Annotated in this window: 12 protein-coding genes and 4 pseudogenes; 5 read left to right on the top strand and 11 right to left on the bottom strand. The window is 70.6% G+C overall.

Annotated features, from left to right (window positions below; genetic code table 11):
- Window position 1 precedes the first annotated feature (1 nt).
- From ACZ3KP_RS36010 to ACZ3KP_RS35975, 8 genes are all read right to left on the bottom strand, one after another.
- Window positions 2-907: a universal stress protein gene (locus tag ACZ3KP_RS36010; RefSeq protein ID WP_467504789.1), complete on the bottom strand. Its 906-nt coding sequence runs from the start codon at window positions 905-907 to the stop codon at window positions 2-4.
- A gap of 147 nt (window positions 908-1,054) precedes the next feature.
- Complete coding sequence (locus ACZ3KP_RS36005) at window positions 1,055-1,678, bottom strand: hypothetical protein (RefSeq protein ID WP_467504875.1); 624 nt, start codon at window positions 1,676-1,678, stop codon at window positions 1,055-1,057.
- A gap of 141 nt (window positions 1,679-1,819) precedes the next feature.
- Window positions 1,820-2,548: a pyruvate formate-lyase-activating protein gene (pflA, locus tag ACZ3KP_RS36000; RefSeq protein ID WP_467504874.1), complete on the bottom strand. Its 729-nt coding sequence runs from the start codon at window positions 2,546-2,548 to the stop codon at window positions 1,820-1,822.
- 5 nt (window positions 2,549-2,553) lie between these two features.
- Window positions 2,554-4,812, bottom strand: coding sequence for a formate C-acetyltransferase (gene pflB / locus ACZ3KP_RS35995; RefSeq protein WP_467504787.1), 2,259 nt, complete (start codon window positions 4,810-4,812; stop codon window positions 2,554-2,556).
- Window positions 4,813-4,961: 149 nt separating this feature from the next.
- Window positions 4,962-5,885: a carbamate kinase gene (locus ACZ3KP_RS35990; RefSeq protein WP_467504786.1), complete on the bottom strand. Its 924-nt coding sequence runs from the start codon at window positions 5,883-5,885 to the stop codon at window positions 4,962-4,964.
- Between the two features lie 3 nt (window positions 5,886-5,888).
- Complete coding sequence (argF, locus tag ACZ3KP_RS35985; RefSeq protein WP_467504785.1) at window positions 5,889-6,890, bottom strand: ornithine carbamoyltransferase; 1,002 nt, start codon at window positions 6,888-6,890, stop codon at window positions 5,889-5,891.
- A gap of 20 nt (window positions 6,891-6,910) precedes the next feature.
- Complete coding sequence (locus ACZ3KP_RS35980) at window positions 6,911-8,125, bottom strand: arginine deiminase (RefSeq protein WP_467504783.1); 1,215 nt, start codon at window positions 8,123-8,125, stop codon at window positions 6,911-6,913.
- Between the two features lie 92 nt (window positions 8,126-8,217).
- Window positions 8,218-9,639, bottom strand: coding sequence for an APC family permease (locus ACZ3KP_RS35975; RefSeq protein ID WP_467504872.1), 1,422 nt, complete (start codon window positions 9,637-9,639; stop codon window positions 8,218-8,220).
- A 676-nt stretch (window positions 9,640-10,315) separates the two neighbouring features.
- Between ACZ3KP_RS35975 and ACZ3KP_RS35970 the strand changes: the two are divergent.
- From ACZ3KP_RS35970 to ACZ3KP_RS35955, 4 genes and pseudogenes are all read left to right on the top strand, one after another.
- Window positions 10,316-10,573 (top strand): annotated as a pseudogene (locus tag ACZ3KP_RS35970) (CBS domain-containing protein); the annotation flags it as partial.
- A gap of 148 nt (window positions 10,574-10,721) precedes the next feature.
- A complete protein-coding gene (locus tag ACZ3KP_RS35965; protein ID WP_358973186.1) occupies window positions 10,722-11,423 on the top strand; it encodes a response regulator transcription factor in 702 nt (233 codons plus the stop codon).
- Window positions 11,424-11,653: 230 nt separating this feature from the next.
- Complete coding sequence (locus tag ACZ3KP_RS35960) at window positions 11,654-12,007, top strand: TrkA C-terminal domain-containing protein (protein ID WP_467504781.1); 354 nt, start codon at window positions 11,654-11,656, stop codon at window positions 12,005-12,007.
- Window positions 12,008-12,056: 49 nt separating this feature from the next.
- A pseudogene (locus ACZ3KP_RS35955) lies at window positions 12,057-12,293 on the top strand (OsmC family protein); the annotation flags it as partial.
- A gap of 122 nt (window positions 12,294-12,415) precedes the next feature.
- Here ACZ3KP_RS35955 and ACZ3KP_RS35950 read toward each other — a convergent pair.
- Window positions 12,416-12,834: pseudogene (locus ACZ3KP_RS35950) on the bottom strand (VOC family protein); the annotation flags it as partial.
- A 400-nt stretch (window positions 12,835-13,234) separates the two neighbouring features.
- Window positions 13,235-13,639, bottom strand: coding sequence for a winged helix-turn-helix transcriptional regulator (locus tag ACZ3KP_RS35945; protein WP_467504780.1), 405 nt, complete (start codon window positions 13,637-13,639; stop codon window positions 13,235-13,237).
- A gap of 144 nt (window positions 13,640-13,783) precedes the next feature.
- Here ACZ3KP_RS35945 and ACZ3KP_RS35940 point away from each other — a divergent pair, with 144 nt between their 5' ends.
- A complete protein-coding gene (locus ACZ3KP_RS35940; protein ID WP_467504778.1) occupies window positions 13,784-14,656 on the top strand; it encodes an SDR family oxidoreductase in 873 nt (290 codons plus the stop codon).
- On the opposite strand, the pseudogene ACZ3KP_RS35935 reads toward ACZ3KP_RS35940, so the two are convergent.
- Window positions 14,642-14,764: pseudogene (locus tag ACZ3KP_RS35935) on the bottom strand (IS630 family transposase); the annotation flags it as partial. The gene ACZ3KP_RS35940 and the pseudogene ACZ3KP_RS35935 sit on opposite strands and share 15 nt — an antisense overlap.
- Window positions 14,765-14,860 lie beyond the last annotated feature (96 nt).

The raw sequence follows: 14,860 nt of genomic DNA, 5'->3' as shown, positions 1-14,860 counted from the left end.
GTCAGTCGTGGGGGACGACGGCGACGGGGGCGGTGGAGTGGTGCAGCACGGCGTGCGTGACATGGCCGATGTGGGCGCCGAGGGGAGTGCGCCGGATGCGCCGGCCGACGACCACGAGGGACGCCGTCTGTGCCGCGTCGAGGAGGAGCACGGCGGCGCTGCCGTAGTGGGACTCCTCCACGACCTCGACGTCCGGGTACTTCTGCCGCCAGGGGCGCAGCACCTCGGCGAGTGCCTCCTGCTCGCTCAGGGAGAGCGCTGCGTGCAGGGGCGGATTCACGGGCATCCCGTACGCGTAGTACGGCGGCGGGAACCAGCCGTGCACGACGCGCAACGAAGTGGCGCGGAGCTTTGCGGCCTCACATGCGAATTCGATCAGCGTGTCGTCGGGGTGGTCGGTGTCCAGGCCCAGGACGACGGGCCGGAAGGGTGCCGCGGCAGAGGGGACTCCCGCCGGGTCCGGCTCGTGCTCGTCGACGCACTGCTCCCCGGCCCTGACCAGGACCACGGGTCGCCCGGTGTGGGCCACGGCGCTCAGGCCGGCCGAGCCGACCAGGAAGCCACCGATGCCGCCCAGGCCGCGCGAGCCGAGAACGAGCAGTTCGGTGTCCTTCGCCGCCTCGGCGAGCACGTCACCGGGCGTGCCCGACAGTTGCTCGACGGTCACCCTGACGCCGGGATGGCGCCGGCGGAGCCCGTCGGCGGCTTCGCGCGGTATTCGCTCGGTCCAGTGCTGCTGGGTCTCGGCCCCGACCAGCGGCGCCTGCGCCATCGGGTCGGGCACCGGCTCCCAGACATGGACGATCTTCAGGGCCAGGCCGCGCAGCTTCCCCTCACGGGCTGCCCATTCCGCTGCGGCCCGGCTCTCCGGTGATCCGTCGAGGCCGATCGTGATGGTTCCCTGCATGGTCTCTGCCTCCTGGGGCGGGCGACGCGATTGCAGCGTCGTCTTCGGGGGTCTTTTCGGGCAGAGGCCGCTGGTCCCCGTTCGGGTCCGGCCGCCCCTGTGTGGCACAGTGCGGTGGGCCGAGGGCGGCCCACCGCGTCTCGTCGGTCAGCGCAGCCAGCCGTGGTAGCGGACGACCGGCAGCTTGGCCCAGAGCCGGCCGAGGCCCAGGGCGTCGCCTGCAGCGACAGCAGCCAGGACGATCAGGGCGACGGCGTAGATGACGTGGTAGTCGACGAACGGGTTGGTGGACATGCTCGGCGAGCCGTCGGAGAGGTGCTTGGCGGGCGGCCACTCGGCGATCCACATCAGCGCCATCATCACGGTGCCCGCGACGGCGGCGAGCCGCAGCGCGACCCCCGCGACCAGAGCGAGGCCGATACCGAGCAGGCCCAGCATGAACAGCCAGTCGGCCCAGGTGTCGCCGGCCCAGGAGTGGAAGGCGGACTCCATCGGCCCGGCGGCGACGGAGCCGAGGAAGCCCTTGGTCGGCGAGCCGCCGTCGATCCAGCCCTTGCCGGACGGGGTGGCGTAGCCGAAGCCGAAGGTCTTGTCGAGGAACGCCCACAGGAAGACGAACCCGGTGAGCAGGCGCAGGGACGCGAAGGCGTATGCCTGCACGGTGTGCGTGTCGGTGACCTCCAACACGGCCGGTTCGGATGCGGTCCGGGCTCTGCGGAACGACGGCAGGTGGAAGCCGGAAGTCCGGTGCGGGTGCTCGTGCACGGCCATGATCGTGATTCCCTTCAGGGCGTTCAGGAGGTTGCCTGACGTCACTTACTCTCGTGCCGCGCACCGGACACCGCCGGATGCCGAAGGTCTGTCGCTGTGGGGCTGAACGGCCCTGTCCTGAAGGCCTGTTGGGGCCGGCGGTCAGTAAGCTGCGACGCCGTGCTCCCGGAAGCGGGCGCGGACGTTCTCAGTCAGGTCGGAGTCGGGGACCGGATTGTCGCGCAGCGGGAAGGGGATCCCCAGGGCGTCGTACTTGGCGGCGCCGAGTTTGTGGAAGGGCAGGACGTCCACCCGCTCGGCCGTGCCGAGGCCCGCGACGAAACGGGCCAGGGCGTCCACGCGCGGCAGGTCGTCGGTCCAGCCGGGAACCAGGACGTAGCGGATCCACATCGGTACGCCGAGGTGGTCGAGGCGGGTGGCGAAGTGCAGGGTGGGGGTGAGTTCGCCGCCGGTGAGGGCGTGGTAGGTGGGGACGTCGAAGGACTTGATGTCCAGCAGGACCAGGTCGATGTCGGCGAGGAGTTCGTCGGTGGCGCGGGCGCCGAGGAAGCCGGAGGTGTCGAGGGCGGTGTGCAGTCCGGCCTTTTTGCAGCGGCGCAGGATCTCGCCGGTGAAGGCGGACTGGAGGAGCGGTTCGCCGCCGGTGATGGTCACGCCGCCGCCTGCCGTGGTGATGAAGGCGCGGTACTTCTCGATCTCCGTCATCACCTCGTCGGCGGTCGTCTCCTTGCCGTCGCGCATGTGCCAGGTGTCCGGGTTGGCGCAGTACAGGCAGCGCAGCGGGCAGCCGGAGACGAAGAGGACGAACCGGGTCCCGGGACCGTCGACGCCGGTGGACAGGTCCCAGGAGTGGATCCGGCCGCGGGTCATCGTGCTCACAGCGAACCGTGGAAGGTGCGACTGATCACGTCGAGCTGCTGCTCCCGGGTCAGGCGGACGAAGTTGACGGCGTATCCGGAGACCCGGATGGTCAGGTCCGGGTGGTTCTCCGGGTGCTCCATCGCGTCTTCCAGGATGGTGCGGTCGAGGACGTTGACGTTCATGTGGAAGCCGCCGGCCGCCGTGTAGGCGTCGAGGATGCCCACCAGATTGCCCGCGCGTTCGGCCGGGTTGTGGCCCAGGCCCTCGGGCGTGATGGTCGTGGTCAGGGAGATGCCGTCGCGGGCCTGCTCGTAGGGGAGTTTGGCGACCGAGAGGGCGGAGGCGGCGACGCCGTGGCGGTCACGGCCGTTCATCGGGTTGGCGCCGGGGGCGAAGGGCTGTCCGGCGCGGCGGCCGTCGGGAGTGTTGCCGGTGTGCTTGCCGTAGACGACGTTCGAAGTGATGGTGAGGACCGACTGGGTGTGTTCGGCACCCCGGTAGGTGGGGTACTGGCGCACCTTCGCCATGAAGGTCTCGACCAGGCCGACGGCGATGCTGTCGGCGCGGTCGTCGTTGTTGCCGTACGCCGGGAAGTCACCCTCGGTGCGGAAGTCGACGGCGAGGCCGGTGGCGTCCCGGACCACCTTCACCCGCGCGTACTTGACGGCCGACAGGCTGTCCGCGGCCACCGACAGGCCGGCGATGCCGCAGGCCATGAAGCGGTGCACGGGGTAGTCGTGCAGCGCCATCTCGAGGCGTTCATAGGCGTACTTGTCGTGCATGTAGTGAATGACGTTGAGCGCGTTGACGTACGTCCGGGCCAGCCAGTCCAGGACGTGGTCATAGGCCGCCGACAGTTCCTCGTGGTCGAGGTACTCGCCGGTCAGAGGGGGCGCGGCGGGCGCGACCTGTTCGCCGGTCATCTCGTCGCGGCCACCGTTGATCGCGTACAACAAGGCCTTTGCGAGGTTGACGCGCGCTCCGAAGAACTGCATCTGTTTTCCGACCGCCATGGCCGAGACGCAGCAGGCGATGGCGGTGTCGTCTCCGGTGCGCGGGCGCGTCAGGTCGTCGGACTCGTACTGGACGGCGCTGGTGTCGACCGACACCCGGGCGCAGAACTCCTGCAAGCCGCCGGGCAGTCGGGGCGACCACAGGACGGTGAGGTTGGGTTCGGGGGCAGAGCCGAGGTTGTAGAGGGTCTGCAGGAACCGGAAGGAGGTGCGGGTGACCAGGGTGCGGCCGTCGCTGCCCATGCCGCCGATGGACTCCGTCACCCAGGTCGGGTCGCCGGAGAACAGGGCGTCGTACTCGGGGGTGCGCAGGAACCGGACGATCCGCAGCTTGATCACGAAGTCGTCGATCAGTTCCTGGGCGCGCGTCTCGTCGAGGACGCCGTCCGCCAGGTCCCGCTGGAGGTAGACGTCGAGGAAGGTGGAGGTGCGGCCGAGCGACATCGCGGCGCCGTTCTGCTCCTTCACCGCGGCGAGATAACCGAGGTAGAGCCACTGCACGGCCTCGTGGGCGGTGGCGGCGGGCCGCGAGACGTCACAGCCGTACGCCGCCGCCATCCGCGTCAGCTCGCCCAACGCCCTTATCTGCTCGGCGAGTTCCTCCCGGTCACGGATGACCTCGGTGCCGGACCCGCAGGCGTCGAGCTTGGCCCGCTCGGCCTTCTTGGCCGCGATCAGCCGGTGCGTGCCGTAGAGCGCCACGCGGCGATAGTCGCCGATGATCCGGCCCCGGCCGTAGGCGTCGGGCAGTCCGGTGATGATGCCGGCCTTCCGTGCTGCGCGCATCTCGGGGGTGTAGGCGTCGAAGACGCCGTCGTTGTGGGTCTTGCGGTAGGTGCCGAAGACACGCGTCACGAACGGGTCCGGCTCGTAGCCGTACGCGCGCAGCCCGTTCTCCACCATCCGCAGGCCGCCGTTCGGCATGATCGCGCGCTTGAGCGGGGCATCCGTCTGGAGGCCGACGATCAGTTCGCGGTCGCGGTCGATGTACCCGGGGGCGTGCGAGGTGATCGTGGACGGGGTGGCGGTGTCGACGTCGAGGACGCCCCGGCGGCGCTCCTCCGGGAACAGCGAACTGACCTTCGCCCAGAGCGCACGGGTCCGGTCGGTGGGACCGGTCAGGAAGGACGCGTCGCCCTCGTACGGGGTGTAGTTGGCCTGGATGAAGTCGCGCACGTCGATCCGGTCGCGCCAGCTGGTCCCGGCGAACCCTCGCCAGGCCTCGGTGACTTGGCCGCCGACTGTCACGGTTGTGGTCATCGCCGTCTCTCCTCGGTTCGCGCATGTCCTGCAGTTCGATGCTTGTCGTCCGTGGTCGTCACGGGGAGTGCCGGGCAGTGCCCGTGGGCGGGCCGTCCGGCCCTGGTCCCGTAGGCCGGACGCCCCAGTTGCTCCCGCGCTGCGGTCCGTCAGCCGGCCGCGAGGTCGGGACGGATCAAGGTGCCCGACCGGGCGTGGACGATCTCGTAGGCCGCGTCCAGGGCGCCGATGGCGGCCAGTCCCCCGGTCCGCTCCACGAAGCGGGCCGCCGCCTCCGCCTTGGGTCCCATGGACCCCTCGGGGAAGCCCGCGTCGCGCAGCTGGGCCGGGGTGGCGTCCAACACGGGGTGCTGGTCCGGGGTGCCGTAACCCGCGTACACGCAGGGCACGTCGGTGAGGATGAGCAGGAAGTCGGCCTTCAGCTCCTCGGCCAGCAGGGCGGCCGTGAGGTCCTTGTCGACGACCGCCTCGACGCCGGTGAGGGCCCCGGAGTCCCGGTCGGCGGTGACGGGGATGCCTCCGCCGCCGGCGCAGATCACCAGCGTGCCGCCGCCGAGGAGTTCGTGGAGCGTCTCGATCTCGACGATGCCCTGCGGGGACGGGGAGGGCACGACACGGCGCCAGCCCTCGCCGTCCAGCCCCATGCGCCAGCCGCGGTGCCGCGCGAGGCCCTTGGCGACGGCCTGGCCGTAGACCTGGCCGACGAACTTGCTGGGGTGCTCGAAGGCCGGGTCGTCCGCGCGGACCAGTGTGTGGGTGACCAGAGTGACGACGCGGCGGCCGGGCAGGGCGTTGTGCAGGGCACGGGCCAGCAGGGCGCCGATCATGCCCTGGGTCTCGGCGCCCAGCGTGTCGAGGGGATAGGGGACGGTCAGGGCCGGGTCGGCCGCGCTCTCCATGGCGAGCAGGCCGATCTGGGGGCCGTTGCCGTGGGTGATGACCAGCTCGTGGTCGTGAGTGAGGGCGGCCAGGGCGGTGACGACCCGGTCGACGTTCTCCTGCTGGACGGCCGCGTCGGGGCGGTCGCCCCGACGCAGCAGGGCGTTGCCGCCGAGGGCGACGACGATACGCATGGCTCAGTCCTCCAGGGTGGCCACGAGCACGGCCTTGATGGTGTGCAGCCGGTTCTCCGCCTGGTCGAAGACGATCGACGCCGGGGAGGCGAAGACCTCGTCGGTGACCTCCAGGCCGTCCAGGCCGTAGGTGTCGAAGAGGTCCCGGCCCAGACGGGTGCCGCGGTCGTGCAGGGCCGGCAGGCAGTGCATGAACTTCACGTCCGGGTTGCCGGTGAGGGCAAGGGTCTTGTCGCTGACCTGGTACGGGAGCAGCAGCTCGATCCGCTCCCGCCAGGTGTCGGCGGGCTCTCCCATGGAGACCCACACGTCGGTGTGCAGGAAGTCGGCACCCCGTACCGCGGTCTCGACGTCCTCGGTGAGCAGGATCCGGCCTCCGCCGTGCTCGGCGAGCTCCCGGCACCGGGTGACAAGTTCGCCGTCCGGCCACAGCGCGCGCGGGGCGGCGATGCGGACGTCCATGCCGAGCAGCGCACCCATGGACAGCAGCGAGTTGCCCATGTTGTTGCGGGCGTCGCCGAGGTAGCAGTAGGCGATGTCCTGCAGCGGCTTGGCGCTGTGCTCGTGCATGGTCAGGACGTCGCACAGGCTCTGGGTGGGGTGGGCGGTGTCGGTGAGGCCGTTGTAGACGGGGACGCCGGAGCGGGTGGCGAGTTCGGTGACGAGTGCCTGGTCGGAGCCGCGGTACTCGATGGCGTCGAACATGCGGCCGAGCACGCGAGCGGTGTCGGCGATGGACTCCTTGCCGCCGATGTGGGTGTCGCCGGGGCCGAGGTAGGTGGTGTGGGCGCCCTGGTCGGCGGCGGCGACCTCGAAGGCACAGCGGGTGCGGGTGGAGGTCTTCTCGAAGACCAGCGCGAGGTGCCGGCCGGTGAGCCGGGGCCGTTCGGTGCGGGTGCGCTTCTCGGCCTTGAGGTGGGCGGCGAGGGTGAGGAGGTGGTGGATCTCGGCGGCGGTGAAGTCGAGTTCGCTCAGGTAGGAGCGGCCTCGCAGGTCGACGGTCATGGTGGTTTTCCCTTGCTGCGTCAGTTGGCCGGGGCGCGTTCGATGGGGCAGCTCATGCAGCGTGGTCCGCCCCGGCCGCGTCCGAGTTCGGCGCCGGCGATGGTGACGATCTCGATGCCCTGCTTGCGCAGGTAGGTGTTGGTGGTGACGTTGCGCTCGTAGCCGACGACCACCCCGGGCGCGACGGCCAGGAAGTTGCTGCCGTCGTCCCACTGTTCACGCTCGGCCCCCCGGATGTCCTGCGGCGCGGAGAGCATCCGCACCTTGTCCACGTCCAGGGCCTCCGCCAGGGTGGTGGCCAGGTCGGAGTCGGCGGTGACATCGAAGCCGGTCTCACGGGTGTCGCTGGGCAGCAGCGTCCAGGAGCGCAGCGAGTCGGCGAGTCCCGGGTAGATCGTGAAGGCGTCCCGGTCGACCATGGTCAGCACCGTGTCCAGGTGCATGAAGGCGCGGGTGGCCGGCAGTTGGACGGCGATCAGCCGGTTGGCCGTGCCGTCGGCGAACAGCCGGGCGGCGAGATTCTCCACGGCCTGCGCGGTGGTGCGCTCGCCCATGCCGACCATGACGGCGCCGTTGCCGAGGACGTGCACGTCCCCGCCCTCCAGGGTGCCGACCGCACCGTCCAGGAGCGGTTCGGGGGCGACGCCCGCGAACATCGGGTGGAAGCGGTAGATGGCCTCGGCGTGCAGGCTCTCCCGGCGGCGGGCGGGCTTGGCCATGGGGTTGACCGATAGACGGTCGTAGATCCAGCACGAGTTGTCGCGCGGGAAGAGGTGGTTGGGCAGCGGGGTGAGCGCGAAGTCGTCCGCGTCGAGCGCGCTCCAGACCAGGCTGTGCGGGGGCGCGAGCGGCAGGTCGCTCTTGAGGATGCCGCCGATCAGGTAGTCGGCGAGCGTCTCCCCGTCGAGCTCGGCGCAGAGTTCACGCACGGGGTCGACGAGGGCGGGGCCGACGCCGGCCGGGGTGATGACCCGGTCCAGGAGCCAGTCCCGGGCGCCGTCGGCGTCGAGGGTCTGAGCGAGCAGGTCGGCGAAGTAGTGGACGCGTGCCCCGTGGTCGCGCAGCACCTGCGCGAAGGCGTCGTGTTCCTCGCGGGCCCGCTTGGCCCACAGGATGTCGTCGAAGAGCAGGGCGTCGACGTTGCGCGGGGTGAGGCGGGCGAGTTCGAGGCCGGGGCGGTGCAGGATCACCTGGCGAAGGGGGCCGACCTCGGAATCGACGTGAAACGTGCTCATGGCTTTGATTCCTCTGGGGTGGGGTGCGGGGCGGCCTTGGGCCGGGAGGCTCTGTCTGTCCAGGTGACGGCGGTCAGTCCCGGTGACGGCGGTCAGCCCTGGTGGCGGCGGCCGTTCCGCTTGCGTGGGCCGCCGATTCGGTTGGTGCCCAGCCCTCGGGAGATCCGCTTGACCGGCGCCGGGACCGCTGTCTCGGGGGCTCGCTCTTCGCGCGGGGCGCGGGCGGCGGGGATCGGCGCGTTCGCTTCGCCGTAGGTGCCCTGGCTCCGCTTCAGCCAGACGTAGACCGGCAGGCCCAGCAGCAGCACGAACAGGCCGTAGTAGACGGTTTGGTAGCCGCTGCCCTGGATCGACCAGTAGGAGAAGGCCATCGCGACGGCGGCGACGGTCACGTCCCGGGCCAGTCGGCGCGAGCTGAGGCTCTCCCGCCCGCGCACCAGCAACCAGTACAGCTGGGCGGCGGCGGAGAAAAGGTACGGGATCACCGCGGTGAGCACACTCAGCAGCACGATCTTGGTGAAGACGTCCTCGAAGCGGGTGTAGCTGAACACGGTGATCAGCGAGGCCAGCACGGTGGAGGCGACGATGCCGAAGGCCGGTACGCCGTTCTGCCCGCGGAGCTTGGCGAACGCGTCGGGGAAGAGACCGTCGCGGGCGGCGGCGTACGGCATCTCCGCGCACAACATGGTCCAGCCGTTGAGCGCGCCGATGCCGGAGACGATCGCGGCGGCGGCGACGGCGTTCCCGGCCCAGGTGCCGCCGAAGATGTTGTTGGCGGCGTCGGTGAACGGCGCGGTGGAGGAACCCAGTTCGGCGTGCGAGACGGTGCCGAAGACGGCCAGGGTGCCCAGGATGTAGATGACGGCGCAGACGAGCGTGCCGTACACGGTGGCACGGGGCACGTTCCGCTCCGGGTCACGCACCCGGCCGGCGACCACCGAGGCGGCCTCCAGCCCGAGGTAGCTGAACAGGGCGATGGCCCCCGCCGCGGAGATCGCGCCCAGCGCCGACTGACCGCTGGCGTTGAAGGCACCGAAATTGTCGGGGTCGACGAAGAACAGCCCGATGCTGGCCATGAAGATCAACGGGATGAACTTCAGCACGGTCGTGATCACCTGGAACGCGCCGATGTTGCGGACTCCGGTGAGGTTGATCGCCGCGGGTATCCAGAGTCCGACCAGCGCGAGGGTCACGGAGATCCACGCCTTGTGGCCGGTGTTCACGAAGACCTCGACGTAGCCGACCCATGCCACGACGATCGCCGCGTTGCCGGCCCATGCGGTGATCCAGTAGGACCAGGCGTTCAGGAAGCCCGCGAACTCGCCGAAGGCCTCCCTGGCGTAGACGTACGGTCCGCCGCTCGCCGGGACCCGCTTCGACAGAGAACCGAAGGTCGACGCGAGCGCCAGCGCTCCCAGGGTCACGGCGACGAAGGCGACCAGGGAGATCGGCCCGTAGGAGGCGAGGGCCGAGGGCAGGGCGAAGACTCCGGTGCCGATGATGCTGCCGATCACGAGTGCGGACGCGGCGGGCAGCCCGAGAGCGGCCTTGGGCGCCGCTCGCTCGCCACTGGTCGTGGTCCTGGACATGGCTGTGCTCCTTGTGCAGGTCGCTGGAGATGCGGTGCATGCAGGTCGCTGCGAGTGCCGCGGCCGCGAACGATGCTTCTGCGCCATGCCGGATCGGGGCAGCGGCCATCCGGTCCCGCGCGGTTCCCGAAGGTCCCGGTCCTGAGGGCCCGTGCAGCCCAACCGGCCTTGGACGCGAGTCGTGTGAGCCGCTCTGAGGGGTCGTCAGCACCCGGGGCTTCGGCGGCCCAAGATCCCACGGCCAGAAGACGATCGGCCGTCGCCCCCACCGCGGGGTCGGAAGACAGGCGCATCGCCCCTGGCGGCGCACGTCGGCGCCATACCGAAATTCTCTCTGCGGTACCGAACAGAGCGATCAGTGGACCGGGCGGCCCATGGGCCGCCCGGAGACCGTGGACACACGCTGGCTCCGGCGCTCTCGCAGGGGACCCGCCTGTTCGAGGAAGGCGGACGCGCCGACCGCTTCTGGATCATCCGCATCGGCAGCATCGAACTCGACCTGCGGGTGCCCAGTCACCGCGCGACCGTCTTCGCGAACCTCGGGCACAACGAACTAGACGCGGCTCATGGACCTGTACGCCCCGCACGGCGTCGGCAGTGCGTCGTCGGCGTCGGCGCCGAGACCGACTTGCTGCACAAGGAGGAGTTCCGCGACAGCGACCCCGACAGGTACACGCAACTGCGTCGTCTCTCGGACCTGAGGAAGGCCGGCGCGGTGACCGCGGAGGAACTCATGACCGTGGGCATGCTCGAAGGCATCGTCAGCCGTGCCGACCTCCTCAAGGTCTTCCTCCGCACCGACGAGGAAATCGCCGAAGAGGCACGGCGCGAGGTCGTCTCCCACCTGTTCCCCACGCCGGAGCCGGGACCGTAGGCTCCGAGTGAACCCGCGGGGACACTCCGGGCGGGTTGGGCCGGTCGGCCCTAGCACATTCGATCCGGGCGCATGATGATCGGCGACAGGGACAGCCCGGAGTCTGTCCTCCATCGGGGAACGAGAGGTCAGCATGCCGGAGTCACGCACTTTCAGCGAGCAGAACCCGATTCGCGTGTTTCTGCTCGACGACCACGAGGTCGTGCGCCGTGGCCTGGCCGACCTGCTCGACTCCGAGCCGGACATCTCGGTGGTCGGCGACGCCGGTACCGTCGACCACGCGCTCGCGCGAGGCCCGGCGCTGCGCCCCGACGTCGCCGTCCTGGACGTACGGCTGCCGGACGGCAACGGCATCACGGTCTGCCGGGAGCTGCGCGACCAAATGCCCGGCCTGGCCTGCCTCATGCTGACGTCGTTCGACGACGAGGAGGCCCTGCTCGACGCGATCATGGCCGGAGCGTCAGGCTATGTCCTCAAGCAGATCAAGGGCTCCGACCTGGTCTCAGCGGTGCGCACGGTGGCCTCGGGCCAGTCGATGCTGGATCCCGCCACCACGGCCCGCCTGATGCGCTCGCTGCGGGCGGAACCCGCGGACAGCCCCGCCGTGCCGTCGGAGATCGCGGGCCTCTCACCTCGTGAGAGGGACATCCTCGCGCTGATCGGCGACGGGCTGACCAACCGCGAGATCGGCAAGCGGCTGTACTTGTCGGAGAAGACCGTCAAGAACCACATCTCCCGGCTGCTGGCCAAGCTGGGCGTACAGCGCCGGGTCCAGGCCGCCGTCCTCGCCTCCCACCTGGAGCAGCCGGAGACCGGCGAACGCCCGGCGAGGTGAGACGGGCCGGGCCGTCAGGAACGGCCCGGGAGCAACGCCGGAGCGGCGTGCGCACATTCCCGAACCCGGCGGACGGCCGTCTCGGCCGCCGGGGCACCGAGCATGCCCGAACGATCACGGAGTCCAGCACAGGAGGTGTCGGTCATGAGTGGGTCCCGCTCCCCCCGGGCGGTTCCAGGACAGCGCCCGCGCCGGGGGCCCGCTCCGTACAGCGGCCGAACCGCTCGGCCGTGGACACCGCGGTCCCCGCGGCCACTCCCCTGATCTCCCTCATCGAGGAGGCCACCGGCGCCACCGACACCGTCGCACTGCTGCGGCTGAGCAAGGCGGGCGTCGACGTCATCGAGACCGCCATCACGCCGGAATCCAGCGCCGTGGGCCGTATGCTCGCCGGGATCCGCCTGCCCACAGGTGCCGTCGTCGCAACCGTCATCCGCGACGGCCGGCCCACCGTCCCGGGCCCCGAGATGCGGCTCCAGCCCGGCGACGAACTCCTCATCGTCTCCCACGCCGCCACCGAACAGGAGATCCACGCCGCCTTCCAGTGCCGACCGCGCTCCGGGTGCCCGCTCACGAACGCCTGACCAGGACGGACAGCCGACTGCCGCCGGTGCTTCCCCGCCACGGAGCACAGGCGCCGTCGCCGCGTCCCTCACCACTTGCGTCGCCTTCTACGCAGGCCGCCACCTCCAGCAGCACGCACTGCCCCGCGCCGGACTACAGGTCCGTACGGAGTTCACCATGGCCGCGGACCGCCCGGCCCGGGTCGCGAGCGTACGCCTGGTCATCGTCCCGCCGCCCGCGCTGTCCACCGAGCGCCATGCAGCGATGCTCGCGGTCGCAGCGCACTGCACCGTCCACAACACGCTGCACGAGCCACCGTCAGGGTTGGGCCCCGTCCGCCTGCCCGTCCCGGGGCGGAAGGGCCCTTCCGCCCCGGGACGTTGGTCCTCGGCGCCCAGGGTCGTCCGCACCGTGGAGGGGAGCAGCGCCCCCGACGGGTCGAGCAGGTCGACCACCTTTCCGCCGCCGGGCACGTCGGAGTCCCGTACGGGCGATCCGGTGGCGCGGGCCAGCCGGTCCAGGTCGCCCCGCTCGGCAGCGCGAAACGCCGGACGATGAAGCGGGACGTGCGACCGCGCCGGATCACCATGCAGGGCGAGCCAGCGAAGGTACCCCGCAGCCACAGCTCGCTCTCGGTGCGGGCGGCGACGCCGAAGCCGAAGTCGCGGGCGAAGACCTCCGCCCGGTCCGGGTCGGGCTTCTCGAACTCCAGCCAGGCCAGGTCCGCCACCTTGATCACGGGGTTTCGGGATCGGCCGGGGTGTTCGCCGAGCAGGGCGCCCTGCTCGCTGTGGAGGTCCTGGTGGGCCGTGATGACGCCGGCCCCGTGGACGCGGGTTTGAGACATGGTGCCCTCCGAGCAACATTGCCGTAATGAGGAAAGCATCAACTGTGCGCCTACGCGGCGTCGCCCTCGGGCCGGACAAGCCCGTGGACGCACGCCGCAGCACTGTCTCCGGCCACACCCATCGCGATCAGGGCGGCGGTCGCGGTGCTGGTGCCGTCGTCGCTCCGGGCCCCGCTGTTCACGCAGTCGAGAAGCCCTGGCAGGTGGGGTGTGGGCAGCTGTCACCGATCGATGCGGCTCTCGCCTTCGGTCATCCAGGCGATGCAGCCGACGAACCAGAAGTGCTGCTCTTCGTTGCCGAAGACGACGACGGTGCGGCCCCGAAGGTCGTCCGGGCAGGAGCCGACGCTTGGCTCCGCCTGGTTCCCGTAGACGTGACCAGACCGCCGGCCGCCGCCGCTTACCGGGTGCGCTCAGCGCGGTCGTCGTACTCTTCGCGGGCGGTGATGACTTCTTCGATGTGCCGCACGGACCACTCCGTGAGCGCCTTCAGTGGTTCTCGCAGCGTCTGGCCGAGCGCGGTCAGCTCGTACTCCACGTGCGGCGGCACCTCTGGGTAGACGGTCCGGCTGACCAGACCGTCGCGTTCGAGGGTGCGCAGCGTCTGGGTGAGCATCTTCTCGCTCACGCCCGCCAGCGCCTGCCGGAGCCGGCCGAACCGACAGGTCCCGTTCCGGCCGAGCTCGCCGAGTACGAGGACCGCCCACTTGCTGCCGATCTGGTCGAGCAGGTCCCGCGACGGGCAGCCGCGCTCGTACGGATCGAATGACGGTATGGGCCCGGTCACGTTCTCGACAGCCGTCATACGTCTCACCTCGATGCTATCGGCCTGGTAAGTACCCTACCCATAAGTGGCTACTCCCCAACAGAGAGTGTCCAGGTCATTCTGGGTTCCATCCCGCCGCGGACGGACCGCGGCAGGTGTGCGAGGCACGCCAGGAAGGAAGGAATGACCATCATGTCGATCGTCGTCACCGGAGCCACCGGCCAGCTGGGCAGGCTCACCGTCGAGGCGCTGCTGGGGCGTGGGATCCCGGCCATGGACATCATCGCCACTGGCCGGGACATCGCCGGGATCAAGGACCTGGCCGACCGAGGCGTCACGGTACGCCGCGCCGACTTCGCGGACACCGACGGCCTGGTCGAGGCATTTTCGGGGGCGGACAGGCTGCTGCTGGTCTCGGCCTCGGTCCCCGTGGGCGAGCGGGTCGCCAACCACCGCCGCGCGATCGACGCCGCAGCGTCCGCAGGCGTGTCGCTGGTGGCGTACACGAGCACGACGCACGCGGACACGGCCACCACCGTCATCGGCGCCACGCACAGGGAGACCGAGGAGTATCTGCGGGACCGCGGAATCCCCAGCGTGCTGCTGCGCAACAGCTGGTACCTGGAGAACTACACCAGCCAACTGCCGCAGATCCTGCAGAACGGCGTCGTCGTCGGCGCCGCAGGCCAGGGACGGATCAGCGCCGCGTCCCGCGCCGACTACGCCGAGGCCGCAGCGGTCGTCCTCACCGCCGAAGGCCACACCGGCGCCGTGTACGAGCTCGGCGGCGACGAATCCTTCACCCTGACCGAGCTCGCCGCCGCGATCTCCGCTGCAGCCGGCGAGCACGTTGCCTACACTGACCTCCCGGTGGCCGATCTCACCCAGGTACTGGCCGCCGCGGGCCTGCCCGCCGAGCTGGCGGAGGTCCTCGCTGACGCTGACCGCGGCATGAACCGCGGCGAGATGTACACCGACTCCGGAGACCTGCGCCGCCTGATCGGCCGGCCGCCCGTGACCCTGGCCGAGGCACTCGCGGTCGCCCTGCGTCACTGAGGTCTCGGCGAGGCAGCCGTCTATGAGTTCGCTGCGGTATGGGATGCGCCGTGGGCCGCGCCGGACGCGCTGGACGAGGTGTTCGGGGGGCTGAAGGGCCGGCCAGCCCGAGCCTCGGCGAACTTTTGCAGGTCGGCGGCCTTGTGGACGGTCCCGGTAGGCGCGCCGGGCCTGGCGCGGTGGCCGGGTAGGAAGGGGAAGATG

This window comes from Streptomyces sp. NPDC020958, from assembly GCF_055562175.1.
This window is presented reverse-complemented; position numbering and strand designations above follow the sequence as displayed.